Source organism: Micromonospora sp. WMMD710 (genome assembly GCF_029626045.1).
Classification (GTDB): Bacteria; Actinomycetota; Actinomycetes; order Mycobacteriales; family Micromonosporaceae; genus Micromonospora.
The window spans coordinates 2,602,673-2,617,500 of sequence record NZ_JARUBD010000001.1; the positions used below are offsets into that span (position 1 = coordinate 2,602,673).

At 71.4% G+C, this 14,828-nt stretch carries 10 protein-coding genes and 2 rRNA genes (1 of these 12 cut by a window edge); 3 read left to right on the forward strand and 9 right to left on the reverse strand.

The annotated features are described in order from the left end of the window. Window positions 1-10 precede the first annotated feature (10 nt). Window positions 11-1,012 (forward strand): helix-turn-helix domain-containing protein, encoded by a 1,002-nt coding sequence (locus tag O7620_RS11935; protein ID WP_278123091.1) that lies wholly within the window; start codon window positions 11-13, stop codon window positions 1,010-1,012. A 61-nt stretch (window positions 1,013-1,073) separates the two neighbouring features. Here O7620_RS11935 and O7620_RS11940 read toward each other — a convergent pair whose 3' ends face one another. The 5 genes from O7620_RS11940 to O7620_RS11960 form a co-directional block, all read right to left on the reverse strand. Further along, the gene (locus O7620_RS11940; protein ID WP_278123092.1) at window positions 1,074-4,793 is read right to left on the reverse strand and encodes a S8 family serine peptidase; all 3,720 of its coding nucleotides are present in this window, start codon (window positions 4,791-4,793) and stop codon (window positions 1,074-1,076) included. 157 nt (window positions 4,794-4,950) lie between these two features. Then, window positions 4,951-5,835, reverse strand: coding sequence for an NAD kinase (locus tag O7620_RS11945; protein ID WP_151490096.1), 885 nt, complete (start codon window positions 5,833-5,835; stop codon window positions 4,951-4,953). Between the two features lie 70 nt (window positions 5,836-5,905). Next, window positions 5,906-6,766, reverse strand: coding sequence for a TlyA family RNA methyltransferase (locus O7620_RS11950; protein WP_151490097.1), 861 nt, complete (start codon window positions 6,764-6,766; stop codon window positions 5,906-5,908). 20 nt (window positions 6,767-6,786) lie between these two features. Continuing rightward, entirely contained in the window at window positions 6,787-7,071 is a 285-nt protein-coding gene (locus O7620_RS11955) for a hypothetical protein (RefSeq protein WP_151490098.1), read from the reverse strand. Window positions 7,072-7,099: 28 nt separating this feature from the next. Further along, the gene (locus tag O7620_RS11960; RefSeq protein ID WP_278123093.1) at window positions 7,100-7,684 is read right to left on the reverse strand and encodes a hypothetical protein; all 585 of its coding nucleotides are present in this window, start codon (window positions 7,682-7,684) and stop codon (window positions 7,100-7,102) included. 111 nt (window positions 7,685-7,795) lie between these two features. Between O7620_RS11960 and O7620_RS11965 the strand changes: the two genes are divergently transcribed. Further along, window positions 7,796-8,134 carry an SCP2 sterol-binding domain-containing protein gene (locus tag O7620_RS11965; protein WP_121652745.1) on the forward strand — a complete coding sequence of 113 codons (339 nt, stop codon included), beginning with the start codon at window positions 7,796-7,798 and terminating at the stop codon, window positions 8,132-8,134. 19 nt (window positions 8,135-8,153) lie between these two features. Here the strand turns inward: O7620_RS11965 and O7620_RS11970 are convergent, their stop codons facing one another. After that, a complete protein-coding gene (locus O7620_RS11970; protein ID WP_278123094.1) occupies window positions 8,154-9,179 on the reverse strand; it encodes an HAD-IIA family hydrolase in 1,026 nt (341 codons plus the stop codon). Beyond that, window positions 9,176-10,129 carry a Replicase polyprotein 1ab gene (locus O7620_RS11975; protein WP_278126969.1) on the reverse strand — a complete coding sequence of 318 codons (954 nt, stop codon included), beginning with the start codon at window positions 10,127-10,129 and terminating at the stop codon, window positions 9,176-9,178. The genes O7620_RS11970 and O7620_RS11975 overlap by 4 nt, the downstream gene beginning before the upstream one ends. On the opposite strand from O7620_RS11975, the gene O7620_RS11980 reads away from it, so the two are divergent. Beyond that, window positions 10,118-11,995 (forward strand): hypothetical protein, encoded by a 1,878-nt coding sequence (locus O7620_RS11980; RefSeq protein WP_278123095.1) that lies wholly within the window; start codon window positions 10,118-10,120, stop codon window positions 11,993-11,995. The two genes, O7620_RS11975 and O7620_RS11980, sit on opposite strands and share 12 nt — an antisense overlap. Window positions 11,996-12,085: 90 nt before the next feature. Here the strand turns inward: O7620_RS11980 and rrf are convergent. Together rrf and O7620_RS11990 are read right to left on the reverse strand one after the other, a co-directional pair. Beyond that, window positions 12,086-12,202 (reverse strand): 5S ribosomal RNA (gene rrf / locus O7620_RS11985). 83 nt (window positions 12,203-12,285) lie between these two features. Beyond that, window positions 12,286-14,828: ribosomal RNA gene (locus O7620_RS11990) — 23S ribosomal RNA — on the reverse strand (it continues 565 nt past the right edge of the window).

Genomic DNA, 14,828 nt, shown 5'->3' on the forward strand with positions numbered 1-14,828 from the left:
GTTCTGCCCCGTGTTGGACGTGATCGGCCTGACCCCCGCCGAGGAGGAGCTGTACCGCTGCCTGCTACAGCTCACCACGGCCCGGATCGACGAGTTGGTCCGCCGGCTGCACCGGCCGCGCGCACAGGTCGTCGCCGAGGTGGAGACGCTGCGTGGCAAGGGTCTCGTGCAGCCCACCGACACCGACCCGGACGCCCCGCTGCGCCCGAACGCCCCGGACGTCGCCCTCGGCGCGGCACTGCTGCGCCGGCAGGAGGACCTGGAGGCGGCCCGTCGGCGGGTCACCCACCTGGCCGAGGAGTACCGCGCCGGGCTACGCCGACATCACGTCGACCACCTGGTCGAGGTGATCACCGGCGCCCAGACGCTCCGCGACCGGCTGCGCGACCTGCAGAACTCGGCGCGGACGGAGGTGCTCTGGTTCTGCAAGGTCAACCCCCTTGCCCTGACCGGACCGGAGAACGTGGAGGAGTTCGACGCGCTGGCCCGGGGCGTGCGCTACCGGGCCATCTACGAGCGGGAGCTGATGTTGGCGCCGGGCGGGCTCGCCGACCTTGCCAACGGTGTCGCCGCCGGCGAACAGGCCCGTGTCCTGGACCGCCTGCCGGTCCGACTGTGCATCGTGGACGCCCGCACCGCCATCTGCCCGCTCGTGCCCGACCTCGAGGGCGGCGAGCCGACCGCCGCGGTGATCGGCCGCAGTCAACTGCTCGACGCGCTGCTCGCCCTGTTCGAGAGCCACTGGCGGGTCGCCACCCGGCTGCGGCTGGAGGACCTCACCGACGGTCGCGCCGATCCCGACGACCACCCCGTGGACGGCTACCGGCCGGACACCGACGAGGCGCGGCTGCTGTCGATGTTCGTCGCCGGCGTACCGGACAAGTCCATCGCCTCGCAGCTCGGGGTGAGCCGGCGGACCGTGCAGCGGCGCCTCGCCAACCTGATGGACGTCGCCGGCGTGGACACCCGACCCGGGCTGGCGTTCCAGGTGGCCCGGCGCGGCTGGATCTGACGCCGGCCGGGCCCGTCGCCCGGCAGGGGCGGGGCGGCCGCGGCCGCCCCGCCCCCGAACCTCAGCGCAGCCCGTACGCGTCGACCACGGTCTGGTCGACGGTGTTACCGGCCCGGTCGCGGGCGTGCACCCGCACCGAGACGGTTCCTCGCCCGGCCGGCACCGTCGCGATGTACCGGGTCCCCGACCCCGTGGTCCGCGCGGACCGCCAGGTGACGCCCCCGTCGAAGGAGACCTCCACCCGGACGCTGGTGCCCGTCGGCGCGGGCACCCCGGCCGGCTGGCGCAGGGTCAGCCCCAGCTGGTGCGACCGGTTGCCGCGCACCGTGTTGAGCAGGTCGGCCGGCACCCGGTAGTCCACCTGCAGCAGCGACAGCGGCGTGGCCGTGTCACCCGACGGTCGAGCCGAGGTGAACTCCCAGGCCGTCTCCGTACGCGTGGCGTGCCGCCACTCGGGCGAGGACCGCCGGGTGCTCACGTCCAGGCGGTAGCGGGCCACCCCGGCGCTGGTCTGCACCGGCGCCCAGCCGCCGGACAGGTCGGCGATCTGCTGCCCGTCGCGGCTGACCCGGACCCCCACGGTGTCCGACTCCTCGCCCTCGCCGGCCACGCCGTAGTGCCCCTCGGCGTCGACGAACTCCGGCACCCGCAGGTCCAGGCTGTCCCCGGTCCGCGTGGGCACCGGCGCCCCACTCGCCGGTACGGCCGGACGGACGACCGGCGCGTGCCAGGTCTCGGTCTCCCGGTCGTCGGCGGCGTACCGCCGGGGCTCCTCGGTCAGGCCGCCGGCCAACTGCCCCCACTGCATGAACATGAACTTGTGCAGCACCCGGTGCTGCCACCAGTTGTCCCCGGCGCTGACGAACTCCTGCCGGGTGGTTCCGTTGCGGACCATCCGCTGGTCGTCGTTCCAGGCGTACTCCTGCCACGGCCGCCAGCCGAACCGCTGCTCGCTGGCCCAGCCCGCACCCATGTCGCCGTAGCTCGCGGTCACCTCGGCGGTGTTCTTCGCGGTCACCGTGTGCACGACCCGCTCCGGCACCCGCCCCTTCGACACCTGCCACACGTCGTACAGGTAGGGGCTGTCCACGGTCAACGTCAGGTCGAGCGTCGCCCGGCCCTTACGCGCCGCCGCGATCAGCTTCTGCCCGTCGTCGTACGCGACCACCATCGACGGGATCGGCAGCCGGTCTCCGGTGGGCCGCCAGACCGTCCAGGCGGTCTGGTCCTCCGGGCGGACGATCAGCACCGCGGCGGCACCGGCCGCCGCGACGGCGGCCACCTGCTCCTCCTCCGAGCGGTCCGGGTCGGCGGCGAGCAGCACGGCGGCGTCCCGCACCCGGGTCAGCTCGGCGGGGGTGCCGGTGCCGGCCCACACCAGCGGCAGCCGGTGCCGACCGGTCGGCGCCGGCGACGTGCCCTTCAGGTTGATGTCCGACGGACCGGACACCCCGCTGATCGTGGCGTCGACCATGGGCGCGACGAGCTGCCAACGCGAGGCGAACTCGAACTCGCCCTGCCGCACCTGGCGGGTCGGCGTCACGTTGACCTGCTGCACGACGCTGTAGGCCAGCACACCGTGGTCGATCTGCCGGCCGTTGCCCAGCACCCGGTGCACGTAGTAGCTGAGCGTGGCCCGCTGCTCGCTGGGCTTCGGCGTCTCGATCCGCACCGGCGTGCCCTTGCGCGCGTCGAGCACCACGGTCAGGTCCCGGTCGACGGTCACCTCCGGCTCGATGATCTGGGTCACCTGCTCGTCCAGGGGAACGCCGTGCTCGACGAGCGCCGTCAGCACGTACGTGCCCTCCTCGACCTGTAGGGTTCCCTCGCCGCCCCACAGGCCCCAGTAGTCCGACTCGGGCTGCTCACCGAAGACGGTCAACCCCGGCGAGATGCCCGGCTGACCCTGCCGGTCCAGCAGCTTGATGGTGACACTGTGCTGCGGACCGCTGACGGTGAGCCCGACCGGGGTGCGCACCGCGACGCCATCCGAACCGGTCGCCACCAGCCAGCCGCCATGCACGCCCCGGGCCAGCTTCGCCGGGTCGGCCCGCAGCGGCACGACCACGCTGCCGCCCGCCGGCACGCTCACCTCGCCGGATCCGACGGAGACCCCGTCGGTCTCGGCCGCACCGGTGTCCAGGTTGCGCAGTTCCAGGGCCAGCCGCAGGGTCCGCGCGGCCGTCGTGCCGTTGGTGTACGTCACGGTCCGCTCGACCGCCGCGCCCCCGGTGGAGATCCGGCCGAAGTCCGCGGTGGCCGACGCGTACACCTGCTGCTTGAGTGCCCGCGCCACGTCGACGCGACCGCCGCCCTGCTCGAAGACGGTCAGCGCCGGGTTGACCTTGGTGGTGCTGACCAGGGCGTCCTTGAGCTTCCCGGCAGCCCAGTCCGGGTGTTCCTGGGCGAGGATCGCCGCCGCGCCGGCCACGTGCGGCGTGGCCATCGAGGTGCCGGACGCGGTCGTGTAGGCGTCACCCACCGGCGTACCCATGGTGGTGCCGGCGGCCCGCGCGGCGACGATGCCGACGCCCGGCGCGGTGATCTCCGGCTTGAGGCCGTTGTCACCGACCCGCGGGCCGCGGCTGGAGAACTCGGCCAGGTTGTCGTCGCGGTCCACCGCGCCGACGGTGAGCGCGGCGGCGGCCGCGCCCGGTGAGCCGACGGTACGCGCGGCGCCGGAGTTGCCGGCGGCGATCACGAAGAGCGCGCCGGTCTCGGCGGTCAGGTCGTTGACCGCCTGGCTCATCGGGTCGGTGCCGTCGGTCGGGTCACCGCCGAGGCTCATGCTGACGACCTTCGCGCCGGCGTGGGCCGCCCACTCCATGCCGGCGATGATGGACGAGTCGTAGCCCGAGCCGCCGTCGTCGAGCACCTTGCCGACCAGCAGTCGCGCGCCCGGCGCCACGCCCTTGCGCAGCCCCGCCGACGCGGCGCCACTGCCGGCGATGGTCGCCGCCACGTGCGTGCCGTGGCCGTGGCCGTCGCGGGCGCTGCCGCTGCCGGAGAAGTCCTGCGCCTCGGCGATCCGCCCGGCCAGGTCGGGGTGGGTGGCGTCGACGCCGGTGTCGAGCACGGCCACCGTGACGCCGCTGCCGTCCCGGCCGGCCGCCCAGGCTGCCGGGGCGCCGATCTGCGGCACGCTGTGCTCCAGCGTGGGGCGGACCCGGCCGTCGAGCCAGACGCGGGCGATGCCGCCACCCAGCGTCGCGGCGGCGGCGCTGCCCCGGTTCGTCGGCGTGGCGGCGAGCGTGCTCCACAGGCCACCGAGGTCACCCTTGTCGACCCGCAGCGCCGCGCCGTTGATGCTCTCCAGCGGGCGGGCGTCGGCGGCGACGGCGAGCGGCCGGACCCGGCCGGCAGAGGGTTCCTGGTAGCGCACGATCAGCGGCAGATCGCGCTGCACGACGTCGCCGTAGCCGTCGGCGGCCAACTCCTGCACGTCGAACAGGTTGGCGTCGAGCACCCCGCTGGAGACGTAGGGCAGGGCGTCGCTGGGCACCACCCGCAGCCCGCCGTCGACCTCCAGGGTCTGGAAGATGACGCGCTCTCGCCCGGGGCCCGGGCGGACGGTGGCGGCGACCCGGCCCGGCGCCGCGGGCGCGAGCTCGACCTGGTCGCCGGTGATCAGCGTGACGCGAACGGGTGCCGCGAGCGGGGTGCTCGGGCCGGGCTTCGGGCCGGTGGGCGGGGCGGGCGGGGCGGCGGACGCCGGTGCGGCGAGCCCGACGACCAACGCGCCGACCGCGCCGGCGGTGAGCCAGCGTGGGGACCAGTGCATGCGATGTGCTCCTCTACTCCTCCAGGCCCCCATCCGTAGATGAGGGTCGATCGGAGTCTGCGATGGAGCCCGTCACCAGGTCACTAGTCGCCGGCCGCCGCAGCGGCGACATGTCGTCAGGTGGACAACCGACGTGCACCGACGGTGCCCGCACGGTTCACCTGCGGCTGCCCCGCCAGCCATGCACCGGAAGCCCGAACTTGGCGACCAGACGGTCGGTGAACGGCCGGGCCCGCAACCGCACGATGCGCACCGGCAGGGCACCCCGCCGCACCGTGACCCGGGCGCCCGGCGGCAGGTCGTAGACCCGCCGACCGTCACAGGAGAGCACGGCGAGGGTCGTGAACGGGTCGACGGTGATGACGAACGTGGACGTCGGTGCGGTGACCAACGGGCGGCTGAACAACGCGTGCGCGCTGATCGGCACCAGCAGCAGCGCCTCCACCTCCGGCCAGACCACCGGGCCACCGCCGGAGAACGCGTACGCGGTGGAGCCGGTGGGGGTGGCGCAGACAACGCCGTCGCAGCCGTAACGCGACAGCGGGCGGCCGTCCACGTCGACGAGCAACTCGAGCATCTGCGCCCGCTCGCCCTTCTCCACGCTGATCTCGTTGAGCGCCCAGGACTCGATGGTGGGGCCGCCGTCGAACTCGGCGGTGACGTCCAGGGTGAGCCGCTCGTCGACGGTGTAGTTACGCCCGACCACGTCACGGACCGCGGTGTCCAGGTCGTCGATCTCCGCCTCGGCGAGGAAACCCACCTTGCCGAGGTTGATGCCGAGCAGCGGTGCCTTCGCCGGCCGGGCCAGCTCCGCCGCGCGCAGGAAGGTGCCGTCCCCACCGAGCGCGAAGACGATCTCGGCGCCCTCGGCGGCCTCCGGGCCCGCGACCGGCACCACGCCGGGCAGGTCGAGGTCGTCGGCCTCGTCGGCGACCACCCGCACCTCGAAACCCGCCGCGATCAGGTCGGCGGCGACCGACCGGGCGTGCTCGGTGCTGCGCCGACGACCGGTGTGTGTGACCAGCAGCGCCGTGCGACTCATCGAACCGGCCGCCCGTCCGCCGTCGTGGCGGCACCACCGCGTGCCGGACCGCGCCGCTCGCTGTACGCGTTCACCCTGCGACCTCCTCCGCCGCCGCGTCCGGCACGTCGCCGGTCGTCGTCGGGCCGTCCGGCCCGGCCGCCACCACGGCCCGCACCCGCTGCGGATCGGCCGGTGGTGCGCCCCGGCGCAACCATACGAAGAACTCCACATTGCCACTCGGCCCGGGCAGCGGGCTGGCCGCCACGTCGGCCAGGCCGAGGCCGAGCCGCTGCGCCGCCGCCGCCACGTCGAGCACCGCCTCGGCGCGCAGCTCCGGCTCACGGACCACACCGCCGGCGCCGACGCGGTCCTTGCCCACCTCGAACTGCGGCTTCACCATCAACGCCAGGTCGCCGTCGTCGCGGGTGCAGCCGGCCAACGCCGGCAGCACCAGCCGCAGCGAGATGAACGACAGGTCGGCCACCGTGAGGTCGACCGGCCCGCCGATCGCCTCCGGTTCGAGGGTACGGACATTGGTGCGCTCCAGGACGCGGACCCGGTCGTCGGTCCGCAGCGACCAGGCGAGCTGGCCGTAGCCGACGTCCACGGCGACCACCTCGGCCGCGTCGGCGCGCAGCAGCACGTCGGTGAAGCCCCCGGTCGAGGCGCCGGCGTCCAGGCAGCGGCGGCCGGCGACGCGCAGCCCGGCGGGACCGAACGCGGCCAGCGCGCCGGCGAGCTTGTGCCCACCCCGGGAGACGTACTCCTCGGTGGGATCGTCGCCGGTGACCAGCAGCGGATCGGCGGGGTCGACCATCGCGGCGGCCTTGCGCGCGGGCACCCCGCGTAGCTGGACCCGGCCGGCCTCCACCAGCGCGGCGGCCTGCTCGCGGGAGCGGGCCAGACCACGGCGGACGAGTTCGGCGTCCAACCGGTTGCGACGTGCCATGGGTGGTTCTCCGGTCTTGCTCAGGTCTGGTCGATGGTGGCGAGGGTTTCCCGCAGCGTCTCGTAGGCCGCCTCGTACTGCGCGATCTGGTCGGCCGGGGCGAGCGTCGCCGCGTTCGCCATGGCCCGCACGGCGGCGTCCACCGCCGGGTGCCGCGCGGCGTCGGCGTCGTCGTCGCCCGGCATGAGGTCGGGACGGGCGCTCGGCGGCGGACCCGGACGCGCCCCGAACCCACCGGGCGGCGGGCCGGGCCGGATGCCGGGCGCAGGGCCCGGACGCGGGCCGGGCCGGACGTCGCCGCTCACCGGGGGCTCCCGCCGGACGGTACGGCCGTCACGAGTCACCGTCCGGGCGGCGCTTGCGCACGGCCTTCTTCGCCGGCATCGCCGCCGGCGTCGGGGTCTCGTCGCCGGTGCGGCTGATCGTCGCCGGCGGCTTCTTCGCGATGGCCTTCTTGGCGACCGCCTTCTTCGCCACGGCCTTCTTCGCCACCGGGGCGGAGACCGGGGCGCCGGCCGGGCCGTCCGACGGCACCAGGCCGGCGTCGGGCCGCACGGCGCGGGTCGGGTCGGGCTGCGGGGTCGGCCCGGCAGAGGCCGCGCGGGTCGGCTCGGCGGCGCGCGCCTCGCGCAGCTGCCGTTCCAGGTCGCGGACCCGTCGGGTCAGCTCGGCCACCTCGTCGGCGGTGGCCAGGCCGACCGCGCCGAGTGCCCGGTCGACCTCGAAGCGGACCAGCTTGGTCAACGCCTCGCGGTTGGCGGCGCCGGTGCTCACCAGTTCCTCGCCGAGGGCCTGGAGCTGGGCGGCCGTCGCGCCGCCGGAGCCGACGAGGCGACGCGCCACGTCCTGGGCCTTTTTCCGGGGCGCCTCCGCCAGGCCCATGGCCAGTTCGAGGTAGGCGCGCCACGCGTCCTGCATGCCGGTGTCCTTCCATGGGGCGAGGTGTGCAGGTGTCACGCTACCGGGCACCCCGGACTGTCCTGTGCGGTACGGTGCCGGGGACGACGTGGCGATCAACGAGGGGGAGATGTGGCCAGCGTGGACGAGTGCCGGCAGGCGTTGCAGGAGCTGGCCGCCCGGTTGGACCGCAATGCCGAGACGGTGCGCGAACGCATCGACCTGGACCGCACGCTGGCCTGCCGGATCACCGACCTGGACACGGCGTTTCACGGCCGGATCAGCGGCGGCCGGCTGATCGAGCTGACCGACGGCGACGACCCCAAAGCCAAGATCGCGCTGAGCACGTCCAGCGACGACCTGCTGGCCCTGGTGCGCGGCGACCTCGACGTCACCGGCGCGGTGACCTCCCGCCGAGTGTCGATCAAGGCGAACCCCTTCGACCTGCTGAAGCTGCGCAAGCTGCTCTGACGAGCGCCCACAGGCCGTCTCACTCGCCGCCGGGTAGCCCGAAGCTCTCCACCGCGCGGGCCGCATCCGGGCCCACCGCGCGGACCGTCGGCGGCGCCGACGCCGACCAGGCCGCCGCGCAGAGCGCGGCCAGCGCGTCCAGCGGCCGACCCGAGCCGGCCAGCTCCACCGTGCCGTCCCGGTCCGTCACGGACCAACCCCCGGCCTCCGTCGAACCCGGGACCCGCACGGCCGCGTCCGGGTCGAACAGCCCCGCCAGGTCCCGTGCCACGAACGTGGGCCGCCGCTGCGGCCCGGCGGCCAGCAGATCGGGTACGCCGCTGACGCCGGTGAGCACGAGCAGACTGTCCAGCCCGGCTCGACGCGCGCCCTCGATGTCGGTGTCCAGGCGGTCACCGACGACCAGCGCCCGGCCACCGTTGCTGCGCCGGGCGGCGGTCTCGAACAACGCCGACTCCGGCTTGCCGACCACCACGTCGGGATCCCGCTCCAACGCGGTACGCAGCACGGCGACCAGCGAGCCGTTACCGGGCAGCGGTCCACGACCGCTGGGCAGGGTCCGGTCGGTGTTGGTGGCGATCCAGATCGCACCCGACCGCACCGCCACCGAGGCTTCCGCCAGGTCCGCCCAACCGACCTGCGGGCCGTAGCCCTGCACCACCGCGGCCGGCTTCTCGTCGGCGCGGGAGACCGGGGTCAGGCCGACCGCGCGCACCTCGGCGCGCAGCGCCTCCGCCCCGACGACCAGCACCGGGGCTCCGGCGGGCAGTCGGTCACGCAGCAGTTCGGCCGAGGCCGCCGCGGAGGTGAGCACCTCCTCCGGCCGGGCCGGCACGCCCATCCCGGTCAGCAGGTCGGCGACCTCGCTGGAGCGCCGGGAGGCGTTGTTGGTCGCGTACGCCACCGCCCGGCCCTCGGCGTGCAGCTGGGCCACCGCCTCGACCGCGCCGGGAATCGGCCGGTCGATCAGGTAAATCACCCCGTCCAGGTCGAAGACGACCAGGGTGTACCCGTCGACCAGCCGCTTCCCGGCGTCCGTGCTCACCGCTGCGTCGGCTCCGACTCGTCGCCCCGGGTGGGGGCGGTCCCGTCGGCGACCGGCGCGGTCGCGTCCGACGGTTCGGCGTTCCCGCTCTGGTCGGGGTGCCGGTCCTCGTCCTCGACGTCGACGTCCTCGACGTCCTCGGAGCGAGCGACCGCGCCGCCCTCCTCGTCGTCGTCGAAGTCCTCGTCGCGGTCGTCGTCCTCGTCGTCGAAGTCCTCGTCGGCTTCGTCGTCGCGGTCGTCGTCCTCGTCGCGGTCGTCGCCGTCCGCGATGTCGTCGGCGTCGGCGGCCAGGTCGGTGTCCGGCTGGGTCGGCACCGCGCCCGGCGTGCCCGGACCGGCGGCGATCTCCTCGGCCTCGTCCTCGTCGTCGCCCTCGATGACAACGCCGTCGAGTTCGAGCAGCCGCTCCGCCGCGTCGGTCTCACCCTCGGTGTCCACGTCGGCGGCGCGGGAGAACCACTCGCGGGCCTCCTCGCGCCGACCCACCGCGAGCAGCGCGTCGGCGTACGCGTACCGCAGCCGCGCCGTCCACGGCACGGTGGCCTCGCTGGTGAGGTCCGGCACCTGGAGCATCGCCACGGCGGCGTCCTTCTGCCCGAGGTCACCCCGGGCGCCGGCGGCGACGATCAGCAGCTCGATCGCGACGGCCTGATCCAGCTTGTCCTGGTCGGCACCGCGGAACAGGTCGATGGCCCGCTCCGGTCGACCCAGAGCACGCTCACAGTCCGCCAGCACGGCCAGGTGACTCTGCAGGCCGCTCATCCGGTGGTACGTCCGCAGCTCGGCGATCGCCGTCTGCCACTCCCCCGCGTGGTACGCGGCCAGACCGACCGCCTCCCGGACAGCGGAGATACGCGAGGCGAGCCGACGGGCGGCCAGCGCGTGCGCCAACGCCTCCGCCGGGTCCTCGTCGATCAGCTGACCGGTGGCGACCAGGTGCCGGGCCACCGACTCGGCGACCGGCTTGTTCAGCGACAGCAGCTCGGCGCGGACGTCCTTGTCGAGGTCGGTCGCGACGATGTCGTCCGGCAACGCCGGGGCGGACGTGCGCCCACCCTCGTACGACTCGGAGCCCGCGCCACGATCGTCACGGCGGGGCTCACCCTCGCGACGGTCACCGCCACGGAAGCCGCCGCCCTCGCGCGGACCGCTGGGGCGGGAGCCGTCCCGGTCGCCGCCCCGGAAGCCGCCGCCCTCACGACGGTCGCCGCCCCGGAAGCCGCCGTCGCGGTCGCCGCCGCGGAAGCCGCCCTCACGCGGAGCGCCGCCCTCACGACGGTCGCCGCCACGGAAACCACCCTCACGGGGAGCGCCCGGACGCGAACCACCACGGTCACCGCCCCGGAAACCACCCTCGCGGTCACCGCCCCGGAAGCCACCCTCACGGGGCGGACCCGACCGGCCACGGTCGCCACCCTGGTAGCCACCCTCACGGCGGTCACCGCCACGGAAACCACCGTCGCGGTCACCACCGCGGAAGCCACCCTCACGCGGAGCGCCCGGACGCGAGCCGCCACGGTCACCGCCCCGGAAACCACCCTCGCGGTCACCACCACGGAAACCACCCTCACGACGGTCGCCGCCGCGGAAGCCGCCCTCACGCGGAGCGCCACCCTCACGACGGTCGCCGCCACGGAAACCACCGTCGCGGTCACCACCGCGGAAGCCACCCTCACGCGGCGCGCCACCCTCACGACGGTCGCCGCCCCGGAAGCCACCCTCACGCGGCGGGCCCGACCGGCCACGGTCGCCACCCTGGTAACCACCCTCACGGCGGTCACCGCCACGGAAACCACCGTCGCGGTCACCACCGCGGAAGCCACCCTCACGCGGGGCACCAGACCGGGCGCCGTCCCGGAAACCACCCTCACGACGCTCACCGCCACGGAAACCACCGTCGCGGTCACCACCGCGGAAGCCACCCTCACGCGGCGCGCCACCCTCACGACGGTCGCCGCCCCGGAAGCCACCCTCACGCGGCGGGCCCGACCGGCCACGGTCGCCACCCTGGTAACCACCCTCACGGCGGTCACCGCCACGGAAACCACCGTCGCGGTCACCACCGCGGAAGCCACCCTCACGCGGGGCACCAGACCGGGCGCCGTCCCGGAAACCACCCTCACGACGCTCACCGCCACGGAAGCCACCATCGCGGTCACCACCCCGGAAGCCACCGTCCCGGTCACCACCCCGGAAGCCACCTTCACGCGGAGCGCCACCCTCACGGCGGTCGCCACCGCGGAAACCGCCCTCGCGGTCACCGCCCCGGAAGCCACCCTCACGCGCCGGGCCCGACCGGCCACGGTCGCCACCCTGGTAATCACCCTCACGACGGTCACCGCCACGGAAACCACCATCGCGGTCACCACCCCGGAAACCACCCTCACGCGGAGCGGCCGAGCGCGAACCGTCCCGGTCACCACCGCGGAAACCACCCTCACGACGGTCGCCACCCCGGAAGCCACCGTCGCGGAAACCACCCTCGCGGCGGTCGCCGCCACGGAAGCCGCCCTCACGCGGGGCGCCCGAGCGCGAACCGTCCCGATCGCCGCCGCGGAAGCCGCCTTCGCGGCGGTCACCACCACGGAAGCCGCCGTCACGCGGAGCGCTGGACCGCGAGCTGTCCCGGTCACCACCACGGGAACCGCCGTCGCGTCCGCCGGCGTATCCGCCCCGGGCGCCGCCAGCGTTGTCCCGGTCACCCCGGTACGGGGGGCGGTCGCGGTCATCACGGCGCGGGCCGCGGTCGCGTCCAGCCGAGCCGTCCGTACGGTCTTCGTGGCGACGGGGACGATCTCCGCCCTGCGGTCCTGAACTCACAGGTACATCCTTCCTGATTGCGCCACCAATGGCGCTACGCAGTCGAGGGCCGACCCGGATGGGGCGGCCCTCGACTGGAAGATTGTCCGGCGGCGTCCTACTCTCCCACACCCTCACGAGTGCAGTACCATCGGCGCTGGAGGGCTTAGCTTCCGGGTTCGGAATGTTACCGGGCGTTTCCCCTCCGCCATGACCGCCGTAACTCTATCGACATGTCAAACAACACCACACTGTGGTCTGTTGTTCGTTTATCGAGAGTTGCACAGTGGACGCGTAGCAGCTTAGTAGTCAAGTCCTCGGCCTATTAGTACCGGTCAACTGAACCCGTTACCGGGCTTACATTTCCGGCCTATCAACCCAGTCGTCTAGCTGGGGGCCTTACCCCACAAAGTGGGTGGGATACCTCATCTTGAAGCAGGCTTCCCGCTTAGATGCTTTCAGCGGTTATCCCTTCCGAACGTAGCTAACCAGCCGTGCCCCTGGCGGGACAACTGGCACACCAGAGGTTCGTCCGTCCCGGTCCTCTCGTACTAGGGACAGCCCTTCTCAAGTATCCTACGCGCACGGCGGATAGGGACCGAACTGTCTCACGACGTTCTAAACCCAGCTCGCGTACCGCTTTAATGGGCGAACAGCCCAACCCTTGGGACCTGCTACAGCCCCAGGATGCGACGAGCCGACATCGAGGTGCCAAACCATCCCGTCGATATGGACTCTTGGGGAAGATCAGCCTGTTATCCCCGGGGTACCTTTTATCCGTTGAGCGACACCGCTTCCACTCGCAAGTGCCGGATCACTAGTCCCGACTTTCGTCCCTGCTCGACCTGTCAGTCTCACAGTCAAGCTCCCTTGTGTACTTGCACTCAACACCTGATTGCCAACCAGGCTGAGGGAACCTTTGGGCGCCTCCGTTACCTTTTAGGAGGCAACCGCCCCAGTTAAACTACCCACCAGACACTGTCCCTGAACCGGATAACGGTCCGAAGTTAGATACCCAAATCAACCAGAGTGGTATTTCAAGATTGCCTCCACCCATACTGGCGTATAGGTTTCACCGGCTCCCACCTATCCTACACAAGCTAATTCGAGTACCAATGTCAAGCTATAGTAAAGGTCCCGGGGTCTTTCCGTCCTGCCGCGCGTAACGAGCATCTTTACTCGTACTGCAATTTCGCCGGGCCTGTGGTTGAGACAGTGGGGAAGTCGTTACGCCATTCGTGCAGGTCGGAACTTACCCGACAAGGAATTTCGCTACCTTAGGATGGTTATAGTTACCACCGCCGTTTACTGGCGCTTAAGTTCTCCGCTTCGCCCCGAAGAGCTAACAGGTCCCCTTAACGTTCCAGCACCGGGCAGGCGTCAGTCCATATACATCGAATTACTTCTTCGCATGGACCTGTGTTTTTAGTAAACAGTCGCTTCCCCCTGCTCTCTGCGGCCATACAACGCTCCACCCGCGCGGGGCTTCACGTCTCCGGCCCCCCTTCTCCCTAAGTTACGGGGGCAATTTGCCGAGTTCCTTAACCACAGTTCGCCCGATCGCCTCGGTATTCTCTACCTGACCACCTGTGTCGGTTTGGGGTACGGGCCGCTAAGAACTCGCTAGAGGCTTTTCTCGGCAGCATAGGATCACTGACTTCACCTGAATCGGCTCGGCATCACGTCTCAGCCTCATGTGTTGCGGATTTGCCTACAACACGGCCTACACGCTTACCCCGGCACAACCACCGGCCGGGCTCAGCTACCTTCCTGCGTCACCCCATCGCTTGACTACTACCCATCAGGTTCCCACGCTCCCCAACATCCGTCCGAAGACATCAGCCAGCTCGGGTGGTTAGCACAACGAGGTTCATCAGGGACGCTCTTTCGCGGGTACGGGAATATCAACCCGTTGTCCATCGACTACGCCTCTCGGCCTCGCCTTAGGTCCCGACTCACCCAGGGCGGATTAGCCTGGCCCTGGAACCCTTGGTCATCCGGCGGAAGGGTTTCTCACCCTTCTTTCGCTACTCATGCCTGCATTCTCACTCGTGCCGCGTCCACAACTGGGTCACCCCGCTGCTTCACTCGCGGCACGACGCTCCCCTACCCATCCACACACCTGCACAAGGAATCACGTCCAAGCGAGGTTAAAATGTGAATGCCACAGCTTCGGCGGTGTGCTTGAGCCCCGCTACATTGTCGGCGCGGAACCACTTGACCAGTGAGCTATTACGCACTCTTTAAAGGGTGGCTGCTTCTAAGCCAACCTCCTGGTTGTCTATGCGACCCCACATCCTTTTCCACTTAGCACACGCTTAGGGGCCTTAGCTGGTGATCTGGGCTGTTTCCCTCTCGACTACGAAGCTTATCCCCCGCAGTCTCACTGCCGCGCTCTCACTTACCGGCATTCGGAGTTTGGCTGATTTCGGTAAGCTTGTGGGCCCCCTAGACCATCCAGTGCTCTACCTCCGGCAAGAAACACGCGACGCTGCACCTAAATGCATTTCGGGGAGAACCAGCTATCACGGAGTTTGATTGGCCTTTCACCCCTAACCACAGGTCATCCCCCAACTTTTCAACGTTGGTGGGTTCGGCCCTCCACGCGGTCTTACCCGCGCTTCAGCCTGCCCATGGCTAGATCACTCCGCTTCGGGTCTAGGACACGCGACTGAATCGCCCTATTCAGACTCGCTTTCGCTACGGCTCCCCCACACGGGTTAACCTCGCCACATGCCACTAACTCGCAGGCTCATTCTTCAAAAGGCACGCCGTCACCCCGCAAGGCTCCGACGGATTGTAGGCGAACGGTTTCAGGTACTATTTCACTCCCCTCCCGGGGTACTTT

What these genes read in the sequence shown, in the direction of transcription:
- O7620_RS11950 (WP_151490097.1), bottom strand. Translation starts at nt 6,766, where the DNA reads ATGGCACGTCGCAACCGGTTGGACGCCGAACTCGTCCGCCGTGGTCTG.
- O7620_RS11960 (WP_278123093.1), bottom strand. Translation starts at nt 7,684, where the DNA reads ATGCAGGACGCGTGGCGCGCCTACCTCGAACTGGCCATGGGCCTGGCG.
- O7620_RS11945 (WP_151490096.1), bottom strand. Translation starts at nt 5,835, where the DNA reads ATGAGTCGCACGGCGCTGCTGGTCACACACACCGGTCGTCGGCGCAGC.
- O7620_RS11940 (WP_278123092.1), bottom strand. Translation starts at nt 4,793, where the DNA reads ATGCACTGGTCCCCACGCTGGCTCACCGCCGGCGCGGTCGGCGCGTTG.